17 protein-coding genes and 1 pseudogene are annotated in these 20,341 nt (G+C 62.4%); 10 read left to right on the top strand and 8 right to left on the bottom strand.

What is annotated here, in order from left to right:
• Nucleotides 1-47 precede the first annotated feature (47 nt).
• Nucleotides 48-2,915 carry an RNA polymerase-associated protein RapA gene (gene rapA, locus IFO71_RS18485; RefSeq protein ID WP_192031159.1) on the top strand — a complete coding sequence of 956 codons (2,868 nt, stop codon included), beginning with the start codon at nt 48-50 and terminating at the stop codon, nt 2,913-2,915.
• Between the two features lie 95 nt (nt 2,916-3,010).
• Here rapA and IFO71_RS18480 read toward each other — a convergent pair whose 3' ends face one another.
• Nucleotides 3,011-3,658 (bottom strand): rhomboid family intramembrane serine protease, encoded by a 648-nt coding sequence (locus IFO71_RS18480; RefSeq protein WP_192031158.1) that lies wholly within the window; start codon nt 3,656-3,658, stop codon nt 3,011-3,013.
• 146 nt (nt 3,659-3,804) lie between these two features.
• On the opposite strand from IFO71_RS18480, the gene IFO71_RS18475 reads away from it, so the two are divergent.
• Entirely contained in the window at nt 3,805-4,392 is a 588-nt protein-coding gene (locus tag IFO71_RS18475; protein ID WP_192031157.1) for a 2OG-Fe(II) oxygenase, read from the top strand.
• 9 nt (nt 4,393-4,401) lie between these two features.
• Here the strand turns inward: IFO71_RS18475 and IFO71_RS18470 are convergent, their stop codons facing one another.
• Nucleotides 4,402-4,746 (bottom strand): MGMT family protein, encoded by a 345-nt coding sequence (locus tag IFO71_RS18470; RefSeq protein ID WP_192031156.1) that lies wholly within the window; start codon nt 4,744-4,746, stop codon nt 4,402-4,404.
• Nucleotides 4,747-4,788: 42 nt separating this feature from the next.
• On the opposite strand from IFO71_RS18470, the gene IFO71_RS18465 reads away from it, so the two are divergent.
• Nucleotides 4,789-5,196 carry a hypothetical protein gene (locus tag IFO71_RS18465; protein WP_192031155.1) on the top strand — a complete coding sequence of 136 codons (408 nt, stop codon included), beginning with the start codon at nt 4,789-4,791 and terminating at the stop codon, nt 5,194-5,196.
• 154 nt (nt 5,197-5,350) lie between these two features.
• Nucleotides 5,351-6,193, top strand: a complete 843-nt coding sequence (locus tag IFO71_RS18460) for a mechanosensitive ion channel family protein (RefSeq protein WP_192031154.1) — start codon at nt 5,351-5,353, stop codon at nt 6,191-6,193.
• Between the two features lie 93 nt (nt 6,194-6,286).
• Here IFO71_RS18460 and phoU read toward each other — a convergent pair whose 3' ends face one another.
• The 6 genes from phoU to IFO71_RS18430 form a co-directional block, all read right to left on the bottom strand.
• Nucleotides 6,287-7,006, bottom strand: coding sequence for a phosphate signaling complex protein PhoU (gene phoU, locus IFO71_RS18455; protein WP_192031153.1), 720 nt, complete (start codon nt 7,004-7,006; stop codon nt 6,287-6,289).
• A gap of 34 nt (nt 7,007-7,040) precedes the next feature.
• Nucleotides 7,041-7,820, bottom strand: coding sequence for a phosphate ABC transporter ATP-binding protein PstB (pstB, locus tag IFO71_RS18450; protein WP_192031152.1), 780 nt, complete (start codon nt 7,818-7,820; stop codon nt 7,041-7,043).
• A gap of 5 nt (nt 7,821-7,825) precedes the next feature.
• Nucleotides 7,826-8,746 carry a phosphate ABC transporter permease PstA gene (gene pstA, locus IFO71_RS18445; protein ID WP_192031151.1) on the bottom strand — a complete coding sequence of 307 codons (921 nt, stop codon included), beginning with the start codon at nt 8,744-8,746 and terminating at the stop codon, nt 7,826-7,828.
• 1 nt (nt 8,747) lies between these two features.
• Nucleotides 8,748-9,683, bottom strand: a complete 936-nt coding sequence (gene pstC / locus IFO71_RS18440) for a phosphate ABC transporter permease subunit PstC (RefSeq protein WP_192031150.1) — start codon at nt 9,681-9,683, stop codon at nt 8,748-8,750.
• An 8-nt stretch (nt 9,684-9,691) separates the two neighbouring features.
• Nucleotides 9,692-10,729: a PstS family phosphate ABC transporter substrate-binding protein gene (locus tag IFO71_RS18435; protein WP_192031149.1), complete on the bottom strand. Its 1,038-nt coding sequence runs from the start codon at nt 10,727-10,729 to the stop codon at nt 9,692-9,694.
• A 161-nt stretch (nt 10,730-10,890) separates the two neighbouring features.
• Nucleotides 10,891-12,033 (bottom strand): OprO/OprP family phosphate-selective porin, encoded by a 1,143-nt coding sequence (locus tag IFO71_RS18430; RefSeq protein WP_192031148.1) that lies wholly within the window; start codon nt 12,031-12,033, stop codon nt 10,891-10,893.
• A gap of 305 nt (nt 12,034-12,338) precedes the next feature.
• Here IFO71_RS18430 and IFO71_RS18425 point away from each other — a divergent pair, with 305 nt between their 5' ends.
• The 6 genes and pseudogenes from IFO71_RS18425 (at nt 12,339) to IFO71_RS18400 (ending at nt 19,988) form a co-directional block, all read left to right on the top strand.
• Nucleotides 12,339-13,658 (top strand): hemolysin family protein, encoded by a 1,320-nt coding sequence (locus IFO71_RS18425; protein ID WP_192031147.1) that lies wholly within the window; start codon nt 12,339-12,341, stop codon nt 13,656-13,658.
• A 67-nt stretch (nt 13,659-13,725) separates the two neighbouring features.
• Complete coding sequence (locus IFO71_RS18420; protein ID WP_192031146.1) at nt 13,726-14,325, top strand: exopolysaccharide biosynthesis protein; 600 nt, start codon at nt 13,726-13,728, stop codon at nt 14,323-14,325.
• Nucleotides 14,291-14,612: pseudogene (locus IFO71_RS18415) on the top strand (endonuclease domain-containing protein). Before IFO71_RS18420 ends, IFO71_RS18415 begins: the two are co-directional and overlap by 35 nt.
• A 319-nt stretch (nt 14,613-14,931) precedes the next feature.
• On the top strand, nt 14,932-16,611 hold the full coding sequence (gene asnB, locus IFO71_RS18410; protein ID WP_192031145.1) for an asparagine synthase B: 1,680 nt from the start codon (nt 14,932-14,934) through the stop codon (nt 16,609-16,611).
• A 99-nt stretch (nt 16,612-16,710) separates the two neighbouring features.
• Nucleotides 16,711-18,381: a CRTAC1 family protein gene (locus IFO71_RS18405; RefSeq protein WP_192031144.1), complete on the top strand. Its 1,671-nt coding sequence runs from the start codon at nt 16,711-16,713 to the stop codon at nt 18,379-18,381.
• Nucleotides 18,378-19,988 (top strand): tetratricopeptide repeat protein, encoded by a 1,611-nt coding sequence (locus IFO71_RS18400; protein ID WP_192031143.1) that lies wholly within the window; start codon nt 18,378-18,380, stop codon nt 19,986-19,988. The genes IFO71_RS18405 and IFO71_RS18400 overlap by 4 nt, the downstream gene beginning before the upstream one ends.
• The last annotated feature ends 353 nt before the right edge of the window (nt 19,989-20,341 follow it).

Raw genomic sequence — 20,341 nt, 5'->3', positions numbered from 1 at the left:
ACATCTTCAGCGCCGACAATTGATGGCCGGCCGCCTACAATATGCGGATGAGCACTTTCGTACCGGGGCAGCGCTGGTTTTCCACCGCCGAGCCCGAACTTGGACTCGGCACCGTACTGCGCTTGGTAGGGCGCAGCGTGCAGATCGTTTTCACTGGCAGCGCGGTGGTGCGCCATTACGCCACCGGCTCGGCGCCGCTGTCGCGCGCCCTGTTCCGCCCCGGCGATCAGATCCGCATTGATGGTCAGGATCACGCCGTCACCGAGGTGATCGAAACGCAGGGGCTGGTCGATTATCTTTGCGGCGAGTTGCGCTTCGCCGAAGGCCAGCTCGACCCCGAACAACCGGTGTCGCAGGCCGACAGCCGCCTGTTGAACGGCCGCGTCGATCGCAATGCGCAATTCGAGTTTCGTCTGGAAACCCTGCGCCGCCGCGCCGAAACCCAGTCTCATCCCGGCTGGGGCGTGCTCGGTGCGCGCATCGACCTGATCCCGCATCAGTTGCGGGTTGCCGAAGTGGCCGCCGCTCGGCGCCATCCGCGTCTGCTGCTGGCGGACGAGGTCGGCCTCGGCAAGACGATCGAAGCCTGCTTGATCATTGCCCAGCAAATCGCCAGCGGCCGTGCCGGCCGCGTGCTGATTCTGCTGCCCGAGAGTCTGGTGCATCAGTGGTTTGTCGAACTGCTGCGACGCTTCAATCTGCGCTTCTCGATCTTCGATGAGGAGCGCTGTGAGTCGATGGAACTGGGCGGCGACCCCAGCAACCCGTTCGAAGACGAACAGGGCATCATCGCCGCCACCACCTGGCTGGCCAACGATGGCAAGCGCCGAGAGCAATTGCTGGCCGCCGGCTGGGATCTGCTGGTGGTCGACGAAGCCCATCATCTCGGCTGGCAGGTCGATCAGATCAGCCCCGAGTACGCCCTGGTCGAGGCGCTTGCCGCGCAAACGGCCGGTGTAGTGCTACTGACCGCCACGCCCGAACAGCTGGGCCGCGACGGTCATTTCGCCCGATTGCGCCTGCTTGACCCGGATCGCTACAGCGACCTCGCGCATTTTCTCGCCGAGAGCGATCGCTTCACCGCGGTCAGCGAAGCGGTTGAACGTCTGCTCGGCGGTGAAACCATTGGCGAAGCAGACCGTGCCACCCTGCGACACCTGTTCGTCGAGGACGAAGCGGCGCTGCAGGCCCGACTGGCTTCGATCGAAGAAGCCAGCGATGAAGTCCAGCGCGGTCGGCTGCGCCAGGCTCTGATCGACGATCTGGTCGATCGCCACGGTGTTGGCCGCTCGATGGTGCGCAATCGACGTCAGGCGGTGGGCGGATTTCCACCGCGACAGCGCAAGATCAGCCCGCTGGAAAGCTATGACCCGCAGCTGGCGCATGCACTGCTGGCCGAATTTCTGTTCGATGTCGGCAGCCCCGGCCACGCCGAACCCGAGCACGACTACACCCGCGACCCGCGACTCGACTGGCTGTTAAGCACGCTGGAACAGCTGGGCGAGCAAAAATGCCTGGTGCTGTGCCGGACGCGGGCCAAGGTGCAGGCGCTGGAAGAGGCACTGAGACTGCGCAGCGGCATCGCGGTGGCGCGCTTCCACGAGGACATGAACCTGCTGCAGCGCGATCGCAATGCCGTGTATTTTGCTGACCCCGAAGGCGCGCGCATCCTGATCGCCTCGGAAATCGGCGCCGAAGGCCGCAACTTCCAGTTTGCCCAGCACCTGTTGATGTGGGATCTGCCGATCGACCCGGACATGCTGGAACAACGCATCGGCCGACTGGACCGGATTGGCCAGAAAGGCAATGTCCACATCCATCTGGCCGCCATCGAAGGTAGCGCCCAACACACCTTGTTGCGCTGGCTGGACGAGGGACTGGATGCGTTCGAGGCGGTGTGTGCCGACGGACGCGAGTTGTTGCGTGAATTTGGTCCCGAGCTGATCGAGATAGCTTCCAATGACGCCGACTTCGACAGCCAGGAGCAATGTCTGGCCAGCCTGATCGAGCGCACGCGCGAACGCCACGCCACCCTCACCGACGCCATTCAGCGCGGCCGCGACCGTCTGCTGGAGCTGGCCAGCCAGCGCGGCACCCGCGGCGGTCGCCTGTTGGAATCGTTGCGCGCCGAAGACGCCCTGGCCGACTCCGATGACTACGCCCTGCGCTTGCTCGAGCAGTTCGGCGTGCACCACGAGTCCCTGGGCGGTTCGGTGCATGTACTCGACCCTGAATACCTCACCCTGGATGCGTTTGAGGAATTCAAGAATGGGCCGCGACAGATCACCCTGAATCGCGCCACCGCCCTGGCCCGCGACGATCTGCTGTTCCTGCGACCGGATCACCCGCTGGTGCTGTCGGCGCAGGAGCTACTGCTGTCGGCCGAAACCGGCAATGCCACCTTCCTGATCGATGAAGCACTGCCGCCACGCAGTGTGGTGCTGGAGGCGGTATTCGTGCTCGAGTGCATCGCTGAGCGCAAACTGCATGTTCAGCGTTTCCTGCCGGCACAGCCACAACTGGTGGCAGTGGATACCCGACTTCAGGTGCGCCAGGGCTTTATGCCCGGCGCCAAAGCGGTGCAGAAGGCTGGCGAGCGCCTGGTCGATCTCGGCCGCTTCCGCAAACCATTGGCGGCCCTGGTGCCGCCGATGCTGAACAAGGCCAAGGAAGAGGCCGAGCAGCTGGCGGCAGTCAAGATCGAGCAAGCCCTGGGCATGGCGGAAGAATGGCTGGGCAGCGAAATCGAGCGTCTGCAGGCGCTGGCCAAGGTGAATCCTTCGGTGAAGGCCGAAGAGATTCAGGCGCTGGAACAGGAGCGCGAGGCGCTATTGGCCGCCCTGCCCGGCGCGCGGCCGCGACTGGATGCCATTCGCCTTACCGCCAGCGTGGATTTTCTGCGGCTGGCTGTGTAAGGCGCTTGATGTGAGCCGCGCCGATGGGAGCGGCTTCACGGTCTTATTGGTGCGCCCAAGGCGCACCCTATGGGTGGCGATTCGCTGAGCTGCGCCTAGCGCCGTCGGCGCTCAAATGGCCAGCGACCACGCCAGTACTGGATCAGGCCGAAGCCAAATGCCATGCCGCCGAGGTGGGCGAAGTGAGCCACGCCAGACTGCGTACCGGTCACCCCCATCACCAGCTCGATCAGTCCATAGACGATAACGAACGTCCTGGCCTTCATCGGGATCGGCGGAATCAGCAGCAAGATCTGCCGGTTCGGCCATTGCATGCCGAAGGCCAGCAGCAGGCCGAATACCGCCCCCGAGGCACCCACAGTGGGATACAGCCCCCCATCTGCCTGCACCGCCGAGGTGGCAACCAGCAGCTGAATCAGACCGGCGCCGATCAGACAGGTGAAGTAGTAGATGCTGAAGCGCCGCGTGCCCCACGCCTGCTCGATCGGCCCGCCGAACATGTACAGCGCGAACATGTTGAGGAACAGGTGGCTAAGTCCACCGTGCATGAAGCCGTAGCTGAACACCTGCCAGGGCAGAAACCCGACGTTCACCACCTGCCCTTGCTGATCGCGCACCAGATAGTCGCCCCAGGGCCAGAGCATGAAATCGTTGAACAGGCCGGGCTGCAGCATCTGCAACACGAATACGGCGACGTTGCTGATCAACAGGGCACGCGTCACCGGTGGCAGATGGTCGAGCATGGTGTCTCCTGTGGAAAGTGTCTCCGGGCCATTGTCCAGACTCGGGCCGGATAATCGGTGAACAGCCGCCCCGGAACGAGGAAAATCCCCTGTTGCCGGGTAGGCGAGCACCGTATGCTAGCCGCCCTTTCCATTTGCGCAAGGCGATGCTTCGATCTGCCGACCTGGATGCGTTGCGTCAACGCGGCTATTGTCTGCCCGAGCTGGCCATCGAGTCGGGTCTATTGCAGGCGCTGGCGACCGATGCCCGCTGCCTGCACGATGGCAGCGCGATGCAGGCAGCGCGCATCGGTCGCGCCGATCAACTGCAGGCACGGCCCGACATTCGCAGCGACCTGACCTTCTGGATCGATGCCGACCCGGCCGCACCGGCGCGTGGCGCCTTGCTTACCGTCCTCGAGCAGTTGCGCCACCAGCTCAATCGCGAGCTTCTGCTCGGTTTGGCCGACGTGGAAACGCATTACGCCGCCTATCCGCCGGGTGCCTTCTATCGCCGCCATCTCGATCGCTTTCGCAGCGATGACAAGCGCACGCTGTCGTTCACCCTGTATCTGAATCAGACCTGGACTGCTGCCGATGGTGGCGCCCTGCGCCTTTGGCTGCCAGAAGGACCGCTGGATGTGCTGCCGACCCTGGGCTGCGCATCATTGTTCCTCAGCGACGAAATTGAGCACGAAGTGCTGCCGGCACAGCGCAATCGCTACAGCATCGCGGCCTGGTTCCGTCGCCGCTGAGGCCAGCACTCAGCCCCAGAGCAGCCGATCAAGCGAGTGCTCGGCCTGGTCCTCGGTGGACTTGACCCGGCCGTTGCTGACTCGAACACCCTCGGCTCGCAAGCGTCGACACTGCTCGCGGAAGCCGCGGCTGCCGGGAGCGAAGGCGATCTGCCCTCCCGCGCGCAGCACCCGATGCCAGGGCAGATCGGCATGCCCGCTCTGCGCCAGGATTCGCGCCACCAGGCGCGCCCGACCGGGCAGCCCGGCCAATCGCGCCACCTCGCCGTAGGCCAGCACCCGGCCTTCCGGAATGCGCCGAATGACGTCGAGAATCCTGGCTTCGCGCACCGCTGCGGCAGACAAGTCGGTCATAGGGCATTAGCATAGTGGGTCTTTGATGATGACGGCTTTACGATGCAGAACTTCGAACAGATTCGCGCCCATGTGGCGGCCCACTACCCGGTCACCACCAACGATCCCTACTTGCTGGGCATAGAAATCAGCATCGCCAATGGTCAGCGTCGACAGGGCATTTTCCTGACCGAGCTGGAGGGCGAGGATCAACGCAAGTACCTGCGCGTCAGCACCTCGATCGCACCGATGACCGGCATCGACGCCAAACGTGCACTGTCGTTCAACTGGGAGCAGCGGGTTGGCTATCTGGCCCAGTCGACCCTGGATGGCGTGCCTTACTTGCAGCTGTGCGAGAACCGTCCCTACACCGGACTGACCGCCGCCGAGGTGGATCGACTGGTGTTGGAGATCGGCGGTCTTGGCGATGGTCTGGAACGCGCATTTTCAGCTGGCGGCGACGTTTTCTGAACGCGCCATCCCGCGCGCATGGCCCTTAGCTCAAGGTTCAATGAAGACTTGGTCACAAGGCATGCATGTGAACCAGGCTAGGCTATGCCGTTGTTCGAACCATTGAAGACGTGGCGCGCCGCGGCGTAGCCAGCTCCAGGAGGCGAAAACAACGATGAACGAACTGCTCAATCAGATTGACTGGACAGCAGTCAGCCAACAGGCGATGACCTGGAGCGGCAAGCTGCTGCTGGCCCTGCTGCTGTTCTGGGTCGGTAAGTGGCTGGCTCGGCGAATTTCCAAGCTGGTCGGCGGCCTGGTCGAACGCACCAGCAAGGACAGCATGCTGGCTGGTTTCGTTCGCAACCTGGTGTTCGGGTTGGGCGTCGCCATCGTGGTGGTGGCCGCGCTCGATCAGCTCGGCGTACCGAATGCGTCCCTGCTCACCGCCCTTGGTGCGGCGGGTCTGGCGATCGGCCTATCGCTGCAGGGCTCGTTGTCCAATCTGGCTTCGGGCGTGCTGCTGATTCTGTTCCGGCCGTTCCGTTCCGGCGACTTTGTCGAGGTCGGCGGTGTCTCCGGCAGCGTCGATAACCTCAGCTTGCTGTTTACCGTGCTGATCACCGGCGACAACCGTCAGGTCACCATGCCGAACTCGCAGGTGATGAGCAGCCCGATCATCAACTTCAGCGCCCGCGACCAGCGCCGTATCGATCTGGTGATCGGCATCGGCTACCAGCATCAGGCGGAGCAGGCCATCGACATCATCCGCGACGTGGTAGCGAGCACCGAGGGCGTGCTGCAGGATCCAGAGCCGGTGTACATGCTGATGAATCTCGGCGAGAGCAGCGTCGATATTGCCGTGCGCCCCTGGAGCAAGACCAGCGTTTACTGGCCCACGCGTTCGCGTCTGCTGATCCGCATCAAGGCGGCACTGGATGAAGCCGGAATCGAAATTCCGTTCCCGCAGCGCAGTGTGCATTGGGTGGGCAAGCCAGCGGCCAGCGCGGCGGACTGAGCAGGCTTGCCACCGGTGGTGGGCAATACGCCCACTCTACGTGCTGGACATTGCATGATGGTGGGCGGCACGCCCACCCTACGTCGGTGCCCCTTAACCTTCCGCTTCGCCGCCGCGATTGGGATTGACCTTGGGGTGGCGCATATCACGCCCTTCCACCAGATAGAACACGTACAGGGCGATGTTCTTGGCGTGGTCGCCAATGCGCTCCAGGCCCTTGGCGGCAAACAGCATGTGCACGCCAACCTCGATGCTGTCCGGCACCTTGGCCATATGCTCTGAAATGCTGCGAATGCAACGGATAAAGGCTTCGTCGACCAGATCGTCCTGCTTGCGAACTTCTTCCGCGCGCTCCAGATCGAGTCGGACCAGGGAATCCAGCGCCCCGCTGAGCATGGTGAGCGCGGTGCGTGCCAGATCCACCACCACCGGATTGAACTGTTTGCGAGTGGCCGCATCGCTGCTCGAGACATCACGCGCGGTGCGCGCAACCTTTTTCGCCTCGTCGCCGATGCGCTCCAGATCATTGACCGTCTTTGACAGGGTCAGCACCGTGCGCAGGTCAACGCCCAGCGGCGTGCGCAGGGCCAGCAGGTTGGCGATCTCCTCATCGGCCTTGAGTTCGATGCGGTCAATCTCGCGATCACCACGCACCACCTCCTGCGCCTGCGCGCTGTCGCCTTTCTCCATCGCCTCCACGGCGCGGCGCAGCTGTTCTTCCACCAGGCCGCCCATGCGCAGCACCAGATCGCGCAGGGTGCCGAGCTCCTCGTCGAACTTCTTGACCGTATGACCGGTATGGCTGATCGCCATGTTTTCCTCTCCCGATGCCGCCCGCATCGATCAACTAGCCGAAACGACCGGTAATGTAGTTTTCGGTTTGTTGATTGCGCGGACGGGTGAATATCTGATCCGTTTCGCCAAACTCTACCAGTTCACCCAGATACATGAACGCCGTGTGCTTGGAAATTCGCCCGGCCTGCTGCATGTTGTGGGTCACGATCAGAATGGTCACGGCATTTTTCAGCTCCATGATCAGTTCTTCGATACTGGCCGTGGCGATGGGATCCAAGGCCGAGGTGGGCTCGTCGAACAGCACGATTTCCGGCTCAGTGGCCAGAGTGCGGGCGATGCACAGGCGCTGCTGCTGACCACCCGAGAGACTGGTGGCGAGATTATCGAGACGATCCTTCACCTCATCCCAAAGCGCGGCATCACGCAGGGCCTTTTCCACTTTTTCCTGCAGAACGGCCCGGCGCTTCTCGCCTAGAATACGCAGCCCGTAGGCCACGTTCTCGAAGATCGACTTCGGAAACGGATTGGGCTTCTGAAACACCATGCCGATGCGAATCCGCGTTTCGACCGGATCGATGTCCTTGGCCAGCAGGTTCACATTGTCCGGATACAGGCGAATCTCGCCGTCGTAGCGGCTGCCCGGATACAGATCATGCATGCGATTGAAACAGCGCAGCAGGGTCGACTTGCCACAGCCGGACGGGCCGATCAGGGCCGTCACTTCGTTGGCCTCAACCTCGAGATTGATCGCTTTGAGCGCTTTGAAATCGCCGTAATAGAAATCGAGATTCTTGACTTCGGCTTTGACGCTACGTTCGGTGCCTTGCGACATCGGGCTCACCACTTGATGCGCTTGCGCGCGCGATAACGGAGATAGATGGCTGCGCCATTCATCAGCAGGGTCATGGCCACCAACACGACGCCGGCGGCTGCCGCCGAGACGTGGAAGTCGGCCTGCGGACGCGATACCCAGTTGAACATCTGAATCGGCATCACGGTGAACGGCGCAGTCAGCCATTCGAAATTGAGAAACGGCGGTTCGCTCATCACCGGCGCAGCCGGCAGGAAGGCAATAAAGGTGACCGCACCGATGGTGATCAGCGGCGCGGTCTCGCCGATGGCGCGCGACAGGCCGATGATCACGCCAGTCAGGATACCGGCCAGGGAGTACGGCAACACGTGATCGCGGGTCACTTGCCAACGCGTCGCACCCAGGCCATAGGCCGCCTCTCGAATGGTCTGCGGCACTGAACGAATCGCTTCGCGCGTAGCCACCACCACCACCGGCAGGATCATCATGGCCAAGGTCAAGCCGGCCGCGGCCACGCTACGACCGAGACTGAACTGTTGCACCAGCAGACCAAGCCCGAGCAGACCGTAGATGATCGAAGGCACGCCAGCGAGGTTGGTGACATTGATCTCGATCACTTCGGTGAACCAGTTCTTCGGCGCGTACTCTTCCAACCACACGCCGGCCGCCACGCCCACCGGCACCGCGGCCATGGCAGTCACAAGCATCACCGACAGCGATCCCACCCAGGCGGGCAGGATGCCGGCCTGAGAAGCACGTCGCGAGGGATAGCTCTGGAAGAAATCCAATCCGAGCCGATCCCAACCGTCGACCACCAGCTGCACAAACAGGGCGCCAAGTACCAGCAGGGCAAACAGCATGACAATCAGGCCGAGCACATCGAACAGCATGTCGCGCAGCTTGTGACCCGCGATCAGCTCGCGAATCTCGGTCTGTTTCAGCGCCATCTCAGTAGGCCTCGCGGTAGCGCTTGCGGACAAAGTAGCCGAGCACATTGAACATCAAGGTCAACACAAACAAGGTCAGCCCGGCAGCAAAGATGCTTTGATAGGCAATCGACTCATGCGGCACATCGCCCATCGACACCTGCACGATGTATGCAGTAATGGTGGCCGCCGCTTCGGTAGGATCAAACGTCAGGTTGGGTTGTTGGCCGGCGGCGATCGCCACCACCATGGTCTCGCCCACCGCGCGCGATACACCCAGGATGTACGAGGCCACCACGCCCGACAGCGCGGCTGGCAGCACCACCCGCACCGAGGTCTGAAAGCGGCTGGCGCCCATGGCAAAGGAAGCCTCACGGAAATGCATCGGCACCGCACGCATGGCGTCTTCGGACAACGAAGAAATGTACGGCACGATCATGATGCCAATCACGATGCCCGGGCCCAGCATATTGAACCCCGGCAGATCGGGAATGAACTTCTGCAGCAGCGGCGTAACGAACAGCAGGGCAAAGTAGCCGAAGACCACGGTCGGCACGCCGGAAATCAGCTCCAGCACCGGTTTGACCACTTCTCGCACTTTCGGCGAGGCAAACTCGCTGAGGTAAATCGCGGTGATGGTGCCCAGTGGCACCGCAAACAGCAGGGCGATCAGGCTGGTCATCAAGGTGCCCGACAGCAACGGCAGGATGCCGTAGCGGGCATTGGCAAACAGCGGCGTCCACTGGGTGTCGGTGAGGAAGGTCCAGATCGACACGTGTTGGAAGAAAGCGCTGGATTCGAACACCAGGATGGCGACGATGGCGACGGTGATGGCCACGGCAGACAGCGCCGCGGCCATCAGCAGCCCTTCGATCACCACCTCGGGCAGATGCCGCAGGCGGTCCCGCCGCAAATCTCGGCGCGGATCTACCGTCGATGTTGCAGCGGGGGCCGACATGCTTTACCTCACTTGGGTTCGCGTTGCAGCAGGTCTTCGACCTTCACGCCCACTTCGGAGTGACCTTCGAACACCGTGCCCGCCTTGAAGCCATTCAACTTGCCAAGCGCCAGCTCATACGCCTTGGCGGGCAGCGGAATGTAACCTACTTCGGTGATCAATTCTTCGCTATGCGAGAGGTAGTACTCGACAAAGGCCTTCACTTCCGGCCGGGTCTTGGCATCCTTGGCATTGACGTAGATGAAGATCGGGCGCGACAGCGGCACGTATTCACCGCTCAGCACCGTCTCCATCGACGGCAGCACGGCGGCGGAATCGGCAGTGGCCTTGATCGGCAGGGCGCGCAGCTTGTCGGCGTTTTCCTTGTAGTAGGCGAAGCCAAAGAAGCCCAGTGCATTGACGTCATTGGACACGCCAGTGACCAGCACGTTGTCGTCCTCGCTGGCGGTGAAGTCACCGCGGCTGGCCTTGGCCTTGCCCATCACCGCTTCGGTGAAGTAGTCAAAGGTGCCCGAATCGGCGCCCGGCCCGAACAGATTGACCGGCTCATTCGGCCACGCCGGATTGACCTGATTCCAGTTCATCACCGTACCCTGCGCTTCCGGCTGCCACAGGGTCTTCAGCTCTTCAACCGTGGCCGACTCAATGAAGCTGTTGTTCGGATTGACCACCACGGTCAGGGCATCAAACGCCACCGGCAACTCGATGAATTCGACGCCGGCTTCCTTACAGGCATTGATCTCGGCCTCCAGGATGGGACGCGACGCATTCGAAATCGAGGTCTCACCGCGGCAGAACTTCTTGAAGCCGCCACCGGTACCTGACACCCCGACGGTGACCCGCACCTTGCCCTGATTGGCGATCTGGTATTCCTCAGCCACCGCCTCGGTGACCGGATACACGGTGCTGGAGCCGTCGATCTGGATCATCGAGGGCTGAGCGGTAGCCGGAGCGGCCGGGGCATCGGCAGTCTGTTCCGGCGCTTTGCCGCAGGCCGACAGGCCAAGGACGATGGAAATGGCAGCAGCCAGACGGAAGTTAGTCATGAGACACCTTTTGAACTTTGAAGGAGAGAATCGGCCCGCAGGCGAGATCGGCTGTTACACCGCCATCCGAACATGCATCGAGCAATACGTTAACCGCAGGCACGTTATTACAAGAGTGTTACTTCCAGATGACAGTCACCCGAACATCGGAACCGTCTGGATTACCAATAAAGCTGAATACGCGCTTCGGTGATCGAGGGATCGTCGCTGACGCCGCGCCGATCAGACTGCACATCGACGTAGTTCAGACTGAGCCGGAAGTTCTTGCGCCAGTACCAGTTGACCCCCAGGGTGACATGCTCGGCATCGCCACCGCGCACCGCGCCATCGTCGAGATCGGCGGCGTCGTAGCGCAGCCCGACCTGCCAGACGCCCAATGCGTTGTCGTGGGTGCTGGGCGTCGGCGTGCCGGCCTTGTAGCCCCAGCCCTCTCCGGTGATGTTCCAGACACCACTGACATACCAGGCGTCGGCATCGTAGTCGGCGCCTTCGACACCCGGGGCGTCATACCGATCGATCGTGCCGCTCAAGAACTCGGTCTGCAGTTTCCAAGGCCCCTGCACCCATAGCCCCTCCAGTCCATAGCCATTGAGCGCATCGGTATTGGTCAGCGTGCCACTATCGATCAGACGCACCGTCGCCAGATCAGCACCAGGGCGAGCACGCAGGCGTTCGGTATCAGCGTCGGTATCGCGACTGATCGCCGACAACCCCAGATGCAGATAAGCCTGCTCGCTGATCAGCGGCCGCCAGTAGGCGCGGCCGGCGAAGCCGCTGCCGCGGGCGCGGTCGCGGGTCAGTTCGCGACTGAAGGCACTCAGCTGATAGCCCCAGTCAGCGTAGTCCCGGGACAGGCCGACGCCTAGTCGCCGACTCGGCGCAAACAGGTTGGTGGCCAGCGACTTGCTGATGAAGTCGTTGTACTTGGTGCTGGACAGCTCTTCCAGCCCCATCGGCTGCTTGTATTGACCGATGGTGATGGCGGCGAAATCCAGCTTCCACTTGAAATTGGCATCCAGCCATTTCTCGGCCTCGAAATCATAGGCCAGCACCCAGTCCAGTCGCTCGCCCTTGGCCTTCAGCGCCACCTCGGCGCGACGTACGCCGAACTCACTGTCATCACCGTTGCCCGATCCGGCACCGTTGAGGTCGACCCGGTCGTTATCGAACCAGTTGCCGTCGGCCTGCAGCAGTCCTTCCAGACCCAGCTTGAACCCGCCAACCTCGGTCAAAGAGATCTCGGCCCTGGCCGCGCTCGTTGCCAGGACAGCAGCAAGCATCGCCGTCAGCTGCTTGATCTTCATGGTTGCCCCTCACAATCGCCATATGACAGGCCGGTGACAATACGGTGACATTATGACAGCCGTGTTACACCTCGGAATCACTCCACACGAAACACGCAACAAGCTGATTTCACTTAGCTTATTTCACTTTCGCAGGCACTGATAAGCGCGTGAGATCGCCTCGCTTGTCACAAAGCCGCCGCATTACTGACGCATTACTGACGCATTGCTGTCCTGCGCCGGTCATCTTCCCGTCGGTAGTGTGCTCCATTTGGGTGTAGTCCCTTGGGCCAAGCTAGAATGCCGGTCCCCAGGATTCAATTCTGATGATCGAACTAGTCATAGTCCTGCTGTTGGTGCTGATCAACGGCTTCTTCGCCATGTCAGAGATGGCCGTGGTCACCTCGCGCCGCAGTCGCCTGAAGCAGATGGCCGCCGAGCGACGTGGTGCTCAGGCGGCACTGGAACTGCACGAACACCCGGAGCGTTTCCTCTCTACGGTACAGATCGGCATCACCTTGATCGGAGTCCTGTCGGGCTATGTCGGCGGTGAGGCCATCGGGCTGGCGATTGCCGCCTTTCTGACCGAAACCTTCAACATACCGTTCGACTATTCAGAGAACATCGGCATTGGCATCGCGGTGGCCTTCATTGCCGGACTTTCGCTGCTGATCGGAGAGTTGCTACCCAAGCGTCTGGCCCTATTGCGCGCGGAAAGCATCGCCGCGCGGGTCAGCTGGCCGATGAAGTCACTCAGCCTGGCCGCGGCACCGGCAGTCAACCTGCTTAGCCTGCTGACCCGCAGCATCCTGCGTCTGTTCGGCGTGCACGAAGATCAGACTCAGCGCGTCAGTGAAGAGGAAATCCGTCTGCTGGTGAGCGAAAGCCACGAACAGGGCGTCATCGACAACGATGAGCGCAACATGATGAACCGCGTGCTGCGCCTCGGTGATCGCGATGCCGCCAGCCTGATGACGCCGCGCACGCGAATCGTCTGGCTCGATGCCACCGCCAGCGACGAGGCCAACCTCAAGACGATGCGCGAGACGCCGTTTTCGCGTTACCCGGTTTACCGCGGCTCAGACCAGGATGTGATCGGCATCCTGCAGGTGAAGATGCTGGCCGGCCGGATCGGCCATCGAAATCCGGGCCTGTTCAACGATCTGCAAAAACCGGTCTATGTGGCGGAAGGAACACGGGCGATGAACCTGCTCGACACCTTTCGCGAAGAGAGCACCTCACTGGCCTTGGTGGTCGACGAGTACGGCGACATCGTCGGCATGATCACCCTGAACGATGTGCTGGGTGCCGTACTCGGACGCCTTGGCTCCATCGGTGCCAACCCCGATGAAGCATCGCCTGTGGTGCAGCGCGCCGATGGCAGTTTGCTGGTGGACGGCAGCCTGTCCTCGGACGATCTGCGTGAACTACTTGGCGTCGGCGAGCTGCCGAATGAGACCGAGCACGAGTACCACACCGTGGCCGGTCTAGTGGTCAGCCACTATGGTCATATTCCGCAAATCGGCGAGCAGTTCGAATGGAATGGCTGGGTGTTCGAAGTGATCGACCTCGATGGCGCACGCATCGACAAGCTCTTGATTCGCCGCTCCGAGCCCGAAGAAGAGCGCGCCGGTGGCACCGACTGATGGCCCGCGACGCGCGTCGTCCTGACCTGCCAGGCTGAGTCTCGAAAGCGCATTCCGGAGCAGATGATTGCAAGAACAATCCACGAGCGCGTTGCTGGTCAAGTTGAGCGAGGGCGACCCCAAGGAAACGGTCAGCCTGGATGCCATCCTGCAGCGTTTCAACCGCCGCGCCTTTGGCGTGTTACTGCTGATGTTCACCCTGCCAGCCTTTCTGCCCCTGCCCGCCGGGGCCGGCGCCATCAGCGGCCCGCTGGTGGTATTGCTGGGTCTGCAAATGCTGTTTGGCCTGCGCCGCCCCTGGTTTCCCCAACGCTGGCGGCAACGCGGCGTGCGGCGGGAGCGCTTTGCCCGCTTCAGTCAACGCATGAGCCCCTGGCTGCTGCGGGTGGAACGCCTGGTAAAGCCGCGCGTCGCCGGCGTATTCACCACGCAGCCGGCACCAGCGCTGACCGGTCTGATGCTGGCCATACTCGGCCTGCTGTTGTCGCTGCCGATTCCGCTGACCAACTATCCGCTGGGCCTGTTGATCCTGTTCTATGCCATCGCCCTGATCGAACGCGACGGCGTGTTTCTGATCGTGCTCTGGTTGGTTGGCATCGCCGCCTGCATCGCCTTGATCAGCCTCGGTGACAATGCCTGGCAGTGGGCGCAGCAAATGTGGGGATGAGCCATGCGGACGGGCGCGTGCCCGCCGCCTGCGCAGCGCCCCGACCGACGCTGAGATTAAACTTTGGCGTTGCTTGAGGATGGGGCAGCTGGCCGATACGCGGTTTCGTCGCCAGCATCCAGTGGATCGCTTTGTGTTGGACTTTGCCTGTCCGGCGCTGAAGTTATTGATCCGGCGGCTATCAGGTGCTGCGATTCTGGAATGACGATGTGTTGCTCAGAACTGAAGCGGTGTTGGAGCAGATGCTGCTGGCGCTCGAACGGCGTAGAGCGGAATTGGGAAAGTAGCAGGGCACCAAATCACCCCCTCCCAACCTCCCCCTCCGGCGCTGCGCGCCGCAAGGGGAGGAGACAAAACGTCAGCGCTACCGCTTCCGCGGCCGACCTCAGTCAGATGCACGGTCGAACCGAAGCGCCCAACTTCCACGCGCAGCGTCGAAGCCGAGCCGACCCTGCACCTGCACAGCGGCTTTGAACCGGCTTGTCTCCTCCCCTTGCGCGGCAACGCGGCAGAGGGGAGGCCAGGAGGGGGTTGTGCGGCACTGCAGCAATCGCCGGCGATCTCTGCCATTATCGAGGCTCCTCCTCACTCTCAGGAACCGCGTTCATGTGCTCCATCCTTGGCATCCTCGATCTGAAAACCGACGCCGCCGGCCTGCGCCCGCTGGCGCTCGAGCTTTCACGCCGCATGCGTCACCGCGGCCCAGACTGGTCGGGCATCTACAATGATGACAATGCCATCCTGGTCCATGAGCGTCTGGCCATTGTCGGCGTCGACTCCGGCGCCCAGCCGATTCAGACCGACGACGGGCAGCAGGTACTGGCCGTCAACGGTGAGATCTACAACCATCGCAGCCTTCGTGCCCAGTACGAGCCGCAGTTCGCCTTCCAGACCCATTCCGACTGCGAAGTGATCCTGCCGCTGTATCGGCATGGCGGCGACCCGGCCACCTGGCTGAACGAGCTGCATGGCATGTTCGCCTTCGTACTGTGGGATGCTGCGAGCAAGCGATGGCTGCTGGCGCGCGACCCGATTGGCATCATTCCGCTTTATTTTGGTCACGACGAGCATGGCAATCTGTTCGTTGCCTCCGAGCTGAAAGCCCTGACCTCACATTGCGTCGACGCACGCGAGTTCCCGTCCGGCCACTTCTGGCGCAGTGGCGATGCCGAACCAACCCAGTACTACCATCCGGGCTGGCGCGAGTTCAGCGCCGTCGCCGATGCCGAAAGCGATCGCGCTGCGCTGCGTGCCTCGCTGGAGAATGCAGTTAAGTCGCACATGATGAGCGATGTGCCCTACGGCGTCCTGCTTTCAGGCGGGCTTGATTCTTCACTGGTCGCGGCGATCGCCAAGAAGTACGCCGCCCGCCGCGTCGAAGAAGACGAGCGCACCGAGGCCTGGTGGCCGCAGCTGCACAGTTTTGCCGTGGGCCTGAAGGAATCGCCCGACCTCAAGGCCGCACGCCAGGTGGCTGCGCACATCGGCACGGTGCACCACGAGTTTCACTTCACCGTGCAGGAAGGCATCGACGCCTTGTCCGATGTGATCTATCACCTGGAAACCTACGACGTCACTACCATCCGCGCCTCGACGCCGATGTATCTGATGGCGCGGCGCATTCGCGCCATGGGCATCAAGATGGTGCTGTCCGGCGAGGGCTCGGATGAGCTGTTCGGCGGTTACCTGTACTTCCACAAGGCCCCCGACGCCCGCGCCCTGCACGAGGAAACGGTACGCAAGCTGGACAAGCTGCACCTGTTCGACTGTCTGCGTGCCAACAAGGCGATGGCCGCCTGGGGCGTGGAAGCGCGCGTTCCCTTCCTCGACCGCGGATTCATCGACCAGGCAATGCAGCTGAACCCAGAAGTTAAGCTCTCAGGCAAGCAGCGTGGCCGGATTGAAAAGCAGTTCCTGCGCGAGGCATTTGCCGGTTATCTGCCGGACAGTGTGCTGTGGCGGCAGAAGGAACAGTTCTCCGACGGCGTCGGCTATAGCTGGATCGATTCACTGAAAGCGCATGCCGAATTGCAGGTCAGCGATCAGCAATTGACCAGCGCTAAGTTCCGCTTCCCCTACAACACACCGACGACCAAGGAAGCCTACCTGTATCGCGAACTGTTCCATCGCCATTTCCCGCAGAGCTTTGCCGCCGAATGCGTACCGGGCGGGCCTTCGGTGGCCTGCTCCACTGCCGCTGCACTGGAATGGGATCCCAGCCTGAAATCGATCGTCGATCCCTCGGGCCGGGCAGTCAAGGCGGTGCACAACGAGGCGTATTCGTAGCGTGTGTTCTTGACGCGAGACTGGCGCCATAGGGTGCGTCTTGGACGCACCGCTGCGATGAAGGGCGACCGCAGTGCGTCCTCGACGCACCCTATATGGATGATCTGCGCCTTGGCCATGGCCGCCGCCGCGCATGCCAGCTCACCGGCGCTGTTTGAAGATGCCACCGAGCGCAGCGGCCTTGATTTCGTCCACTTCAACGGCATGTCAGGGGAATTGTATTTTGTCGAGATGGTCGGTCATGGCGGAGCGCTGTTCGACTATGACAATGACGGCGATCTCGATGCTTTTATCGTTCAGGGCGGCATGCTCGGCAAGCCGATCGAACAGGCCTGGTTTCCGCCCAGGTCACCGCTCAGCGATCGCCTATATCGCAATGATCTTGGCAAGGATGGCCCGCGCTGGGTCGATGTCACCGCCAGCGCGGGCATCGAAGGCTCCGAGTACGGCATGGGCGTGGCCAGCGGTGATTTCGACAACGACGGCCACGTCGATCTCTATGTCACCAACTTCGGGCGCAACCGGTTGTGGCGCAATCTGGGCAATGGCCGCTTCGAGGATGTGACCTCGCAGTCGGGTACCGGCGATGAGGCCTGGAGTGTCGCGGCCAGCTTCCTGGACTTCGATGGCGATGGCCTGCTCGATCTTTACGTGGCCAATTACGTCGAGTACTCGCTCGCAAACAACACCCGCTGTTTCGCTCGCAGCACCCGCCCTGACTATTGCGGCCCGGCCAGTTTCGCACCGGCGCGCGACCGCCTGTATCGCAATCTCGGCCGAGGCCGGTTCGAAGATGTCACCCGACAACGTCTGCGCAATTACCAACCGGGCGCGGGCCTGGGCGTAGTCAGCGCCGACTTCAATGACGATGGTCGCATCGATATCTATGTAGCCAATGACGGCGATGCCAATCAGCTGTGGTTGGCCCAGACCGATGGGAGCTTTGTCGACGATGCTCTGTTTGCCGGCGCTGCGGTCAACCGTGCCGGTCGCCCTGAGGCGAGCATGGGCGTCGATGCTGGCGATTTCGACAACGATGGCGACCTCGATCTGTTCATGACCCACTTGATGGGCGAAACCAACACGCTGTACGTCAATCAGGGTAAGGGCTTGTTCGAAGACCGCACCAGCCAGTTCGGACTGGGCTCGGGCAGCAGCCGTTACACCGGATTTGGTACAGCCTGGCTGGATTTCGACAATGATGGCTGGCTTGACTTGTTGATCCTCAACGGTGCAGTGCGGATTCTCGAGCGCTTGCACGCAGCAGGCGATCGATTTCCGCTTGACGAGCCAAACCAGCTGTTCAGAAACCTGCAAGGCAAGCGCTTTGATGAAGTGACTCAGCAGGCCGGCAAGGCGCTGCTGCAGGAGGAAGTCAGTCGCGGCGCGGCATTTGGCGATGTCGACAATGACGGCGACACCGATGCGCTGATCTTCAACAACAACGGACAAACCCGACTGTGGCTGAATCAGAACAGCTCTGCCCATGCCTGGATTGGACTGCGCCTCGTCGACCCCAAGCTACAACGCGATGTGCTGGGTGCGTTAGCGCAGATCAGCGCAGCCGAGAGCCGGCCAATCTGGCGTCGATCGCGGGCCGACGGAAGCTACGCCAGCGCCAATGACCCGCGCATCCTGGCCGGACTGGGTACTCACCGAGCACCGGTGAACGTTGAGGTTCAGTGGCCCGATGGCAGCCGCGAAAAATGGACCGACTTGTCGCCACGCCGCTATCACCAGTTGAACAAGGGTGAGGGAGAATCGCCATGAGCGGTGCTCGTGCCGGGCTTGTCCGCCTGCTCGCCTGCGGCTTGCTGGCTACCAGCCTGTCGATCCACGCCAGCGACCCTGCCGACTCGCCCAGCAACCCCCGGAACGACGCCGAGCCGACCTCCCCACTGCTCGATCCAGCACCGCTGCCCAGCCCTGACCTGCGCGCCTTGGAACCGAACGTGGCCGAGCAGCTGGCCCGAGCACAGGCGCTGTGGGAACAGCACCGTAGCGGCCCAATGGAACAGCAAGTTCAAGTGCTGAACGAACTGGCCCAGCTGTATCACGCCTACGAGCTGTGGGAGGCGGCGCAGGCCTGCTATCGGCGGCTGCTGGCCGCGCAATCGAATCGCTTTGACCTCTGGCACTTATTCGGACATGCCAGCCAGCAGGCCGGCGACAACCCCCAGGCCGAGCAGGCCTACCGGCAGGCACTGGCACTGCAACAGGCGTATTCGGCCAGCGCCCTGCGTCTGGCCGAGGTGCAGGTTCTGCAGGGGCGGCAGGCGGAAGCCATCGAGCTGGTCGAGGGCGTGCTGAAACAGCAACCCGACAACACTGCCGCCAGGCTTGCGCGCGGCGAACTTGCGCTGGCTGAAGGCAAGCCGGCGCTGGCGATCGATCTGCTGAACACAGTCGTGCAGGCGGTGCCGCAGGCCAATCGCAGCCACTATCTGCTGGCACAGGCCTTTCGCGCCAATGGCCAATCCGACTTGGCGCGGCAACATCTGGCTAAGAGCGGCAGCGTCGGCGTGCGCATTCCCGACCCTTTGGTGGAGCAACTGCAGGCACTTGTCGTCGGCGAGCGTGTTGCCTTGATCGAGGGCAAGCTGGCCTATGAGGCGGGCGATTTCCACCACGCCATCGATCGCTATCGTGCAGCCTTGCAGGCGGCACCCGAGAGCGTCAGCGCCGAGATCAATCTGGGCGCCAGCCTGGCGCGCATCGGTGAGATTGAATTGGCCCTCGACCACTTTCGTCGGGTGCTGCAGCGCGCACCCGACAACCTGAGCGCACACTTCAATCTGGCTGAACTTTTGCTGCAGGCAGGCCAACCCGAGCAGGCAGGCACGCATTATCTGACGGTAGTTCGGCAGCGCCCGCAGGATGTCTCGGCATTGCTTGGACTGGCACGCAGTGCACGCCTGGCTGGGGATGGCACCAGCGCGATCCAGGCCTACCAGCAAGTTCTGCAAGCGGCGCCCGAACTGAGTGAGGTCTGGCTTGAGTATGTGGACAGTTTGAGCGGTGAGCAGCGGCTGCAGCAGGCCGGTGCCGCCTTGGCACAAGCACACGCGCTGCATCCCGACGACGGCCAGCTGGCCCACCGCTATGCTGAGCACTTGCTCGCCGCCCCTGACCAGACCACGGCCAGCTTGGCGCAGGCACTCGATCTGGCCACTCGGGTATTCGAGGCTCGACGATCGCTGGCACACGCCGACACCCTGGCGCGTGCTTTGGCCGCCAATGCGCAATGTGATCAGGCAGCACAACTGCAGTCCGAGGTGCTGGCGAAAACCCCCGGCGACCCGTATAGCGAAGCAATAGTCGAGGCGAAATCGCGCCTGCGCCGCTATCAGGCCGGCGCGCCCTGCTTTCAGCCCTGATACCGATTCCCCCTAGCCAGGAACCTCGCTACGCCAGGCCCCTGGGGCAGGAAAAGATCGGCTCCCCGGCCCTCCCCGAACATCGGGGAGGGAGTTCCGGGGCACCATCCGGCGCGCGAAAATCAGTGCGCATCGATCTCTCCCGCAGGGGAGAGGCTTTACAGCGACTGTCTTTCAATTCGGAAAGATGGATAAAGAAGCCCATGGATGGGCTGCTCGCGCGCAGCGACGTAGCCCGGATATTTCATGAGGGGGCGCGGATGATCACCGAGGACTTTGCGTCGAGTGCAAGGCGCGACGAGCCCAAGTGGTGGGCCCACTTGGGCGAGATCGGGACGCAGTCCCGCGTAGCT

This window comes from Pseudomarimonas arenosa, assembly GCF_014841215.1.
Lineage (GTDB): Bacteria > Pseudomonadota > Gammaproteobacteria > Xanthomonadales > Xanthomonadaceae > Pseudomarimonas > Pseudomarimonas arenosa.
The sequence above is the reverse complement of the archived record's forward strand: the minus strand, read 5'-3'. Positions and strand labels throughout refer to the sequence as shown.

Bases quoted from the DNA above. Each gene is read 5' to 3' on its own strand.
- IFO71_RS18430 (WP_192031148.1), bottom strand. From the start codon at position 12,033: ATGAAGATCAAGCAGCTGACGGCGATGCTTGCTGCTGTCCTGGCAACG.
- pstB (WP_192031152.1), bottom strand. From the start codon at position 7,820: ATGTCGCAAGGCACCGAACGTAGCGTCAAAGCCGAAGTCAAGAATCTC.
- IFO71_RS18475 (WP_192031157.1), top strand. From the start codon at position 3,805: ATGCTTCGATCTGCCGACCTGGATGCGTTGCGTCAACGCGGCTATTGT.
- IFO71_RS18480 (WP_192031158.1), bottom strand. From the start codon at position 3,658: ATGCTCGACCATCTGCCACCGGTGACGCGTGCCCTGTTGATCAGCAAC.
- IFO71_RS18400 (WP_192031143.1), top strand. From the start codon at position 18,378: ATGAGCGGTGCTCGTGCCGGGCTTGTCCGCCTGCTCGCCTGCGGCTTG.
- pstC (WP_192031150.1), bottom strand. From the start codon at position 9,683: ATGTCGGCCCCCGCTGCAACATCGACGGTAGATCCGCGCCGAGATTTG.
- asnB (WP_192031145.1), top strand. From the start codon at position 14,932: ATGTGCTCCATCCTTGGCATCCTCGATCTGAAAACCGACGCCGCCGGC.
- IFO71_RS18405 (WP_192031144.1), top strand. From the start codon at position 16,711: ATGATCTGCGCCTTGGCCATGGCCGCCGCCGCGCATGCCAGCTCACCG.
- pstA (WP_192031151.1), bottom strand. From the start codon at position 8,746: ATGGCGCTGAAACAGACCGAGATTCGCGAGCTGATCGCGGGTCACAAG.
- rapA (WP_192031159.1), top strand. From the start codon at position 48: ATGAGCACTTTCGTACCGGGGCAGCGCTGGTTTTCCACCGCCGAGCCC.
- IFO71_RS18425 (WP_192031147.1), top strand. From the start codon at position 12,339: ATGATCGAACTAGTCATAGTCCTGCTGTTGGTGCTGATCAACGGCTTC.
- IFO71_RS18470 (WP_192031156.1), bottom strand. From the start codon at position 4,746: ATGACCGACTTGTCTGCCGCAGCGGTGCGCGAAGCCAGGATTCTCGAC.
- IFO71_RS18460 (WP_192031154.1), top strand. From the start codon at position 5,351: ATGAACGAACTGCTCAATCAGATTGACTGGACAGCAGTCAGCCAACAG.
- phoU (WP_192031153.1), bottom strand. From the start codon at position 7,006: ATGGCGATCAGCCATACCGGTCATACGGTCAAGAAGTTCGACGAGGAG.
- IFO71_RS18435 (WP_192031149.1), bottom strand. From the start codon at position 10,729: ATGACTAACTTCCGTCTGGCTGCTGCCATTTCCATCGTCCTTGGCCTG.
- IFO71_RS18465 (WP_192031155.1), top strand. From the start codon at position 4,789: ATGCAGAACTTCGAACAGATTCGCGCCCATGTGGCGGCCCACTACCCG.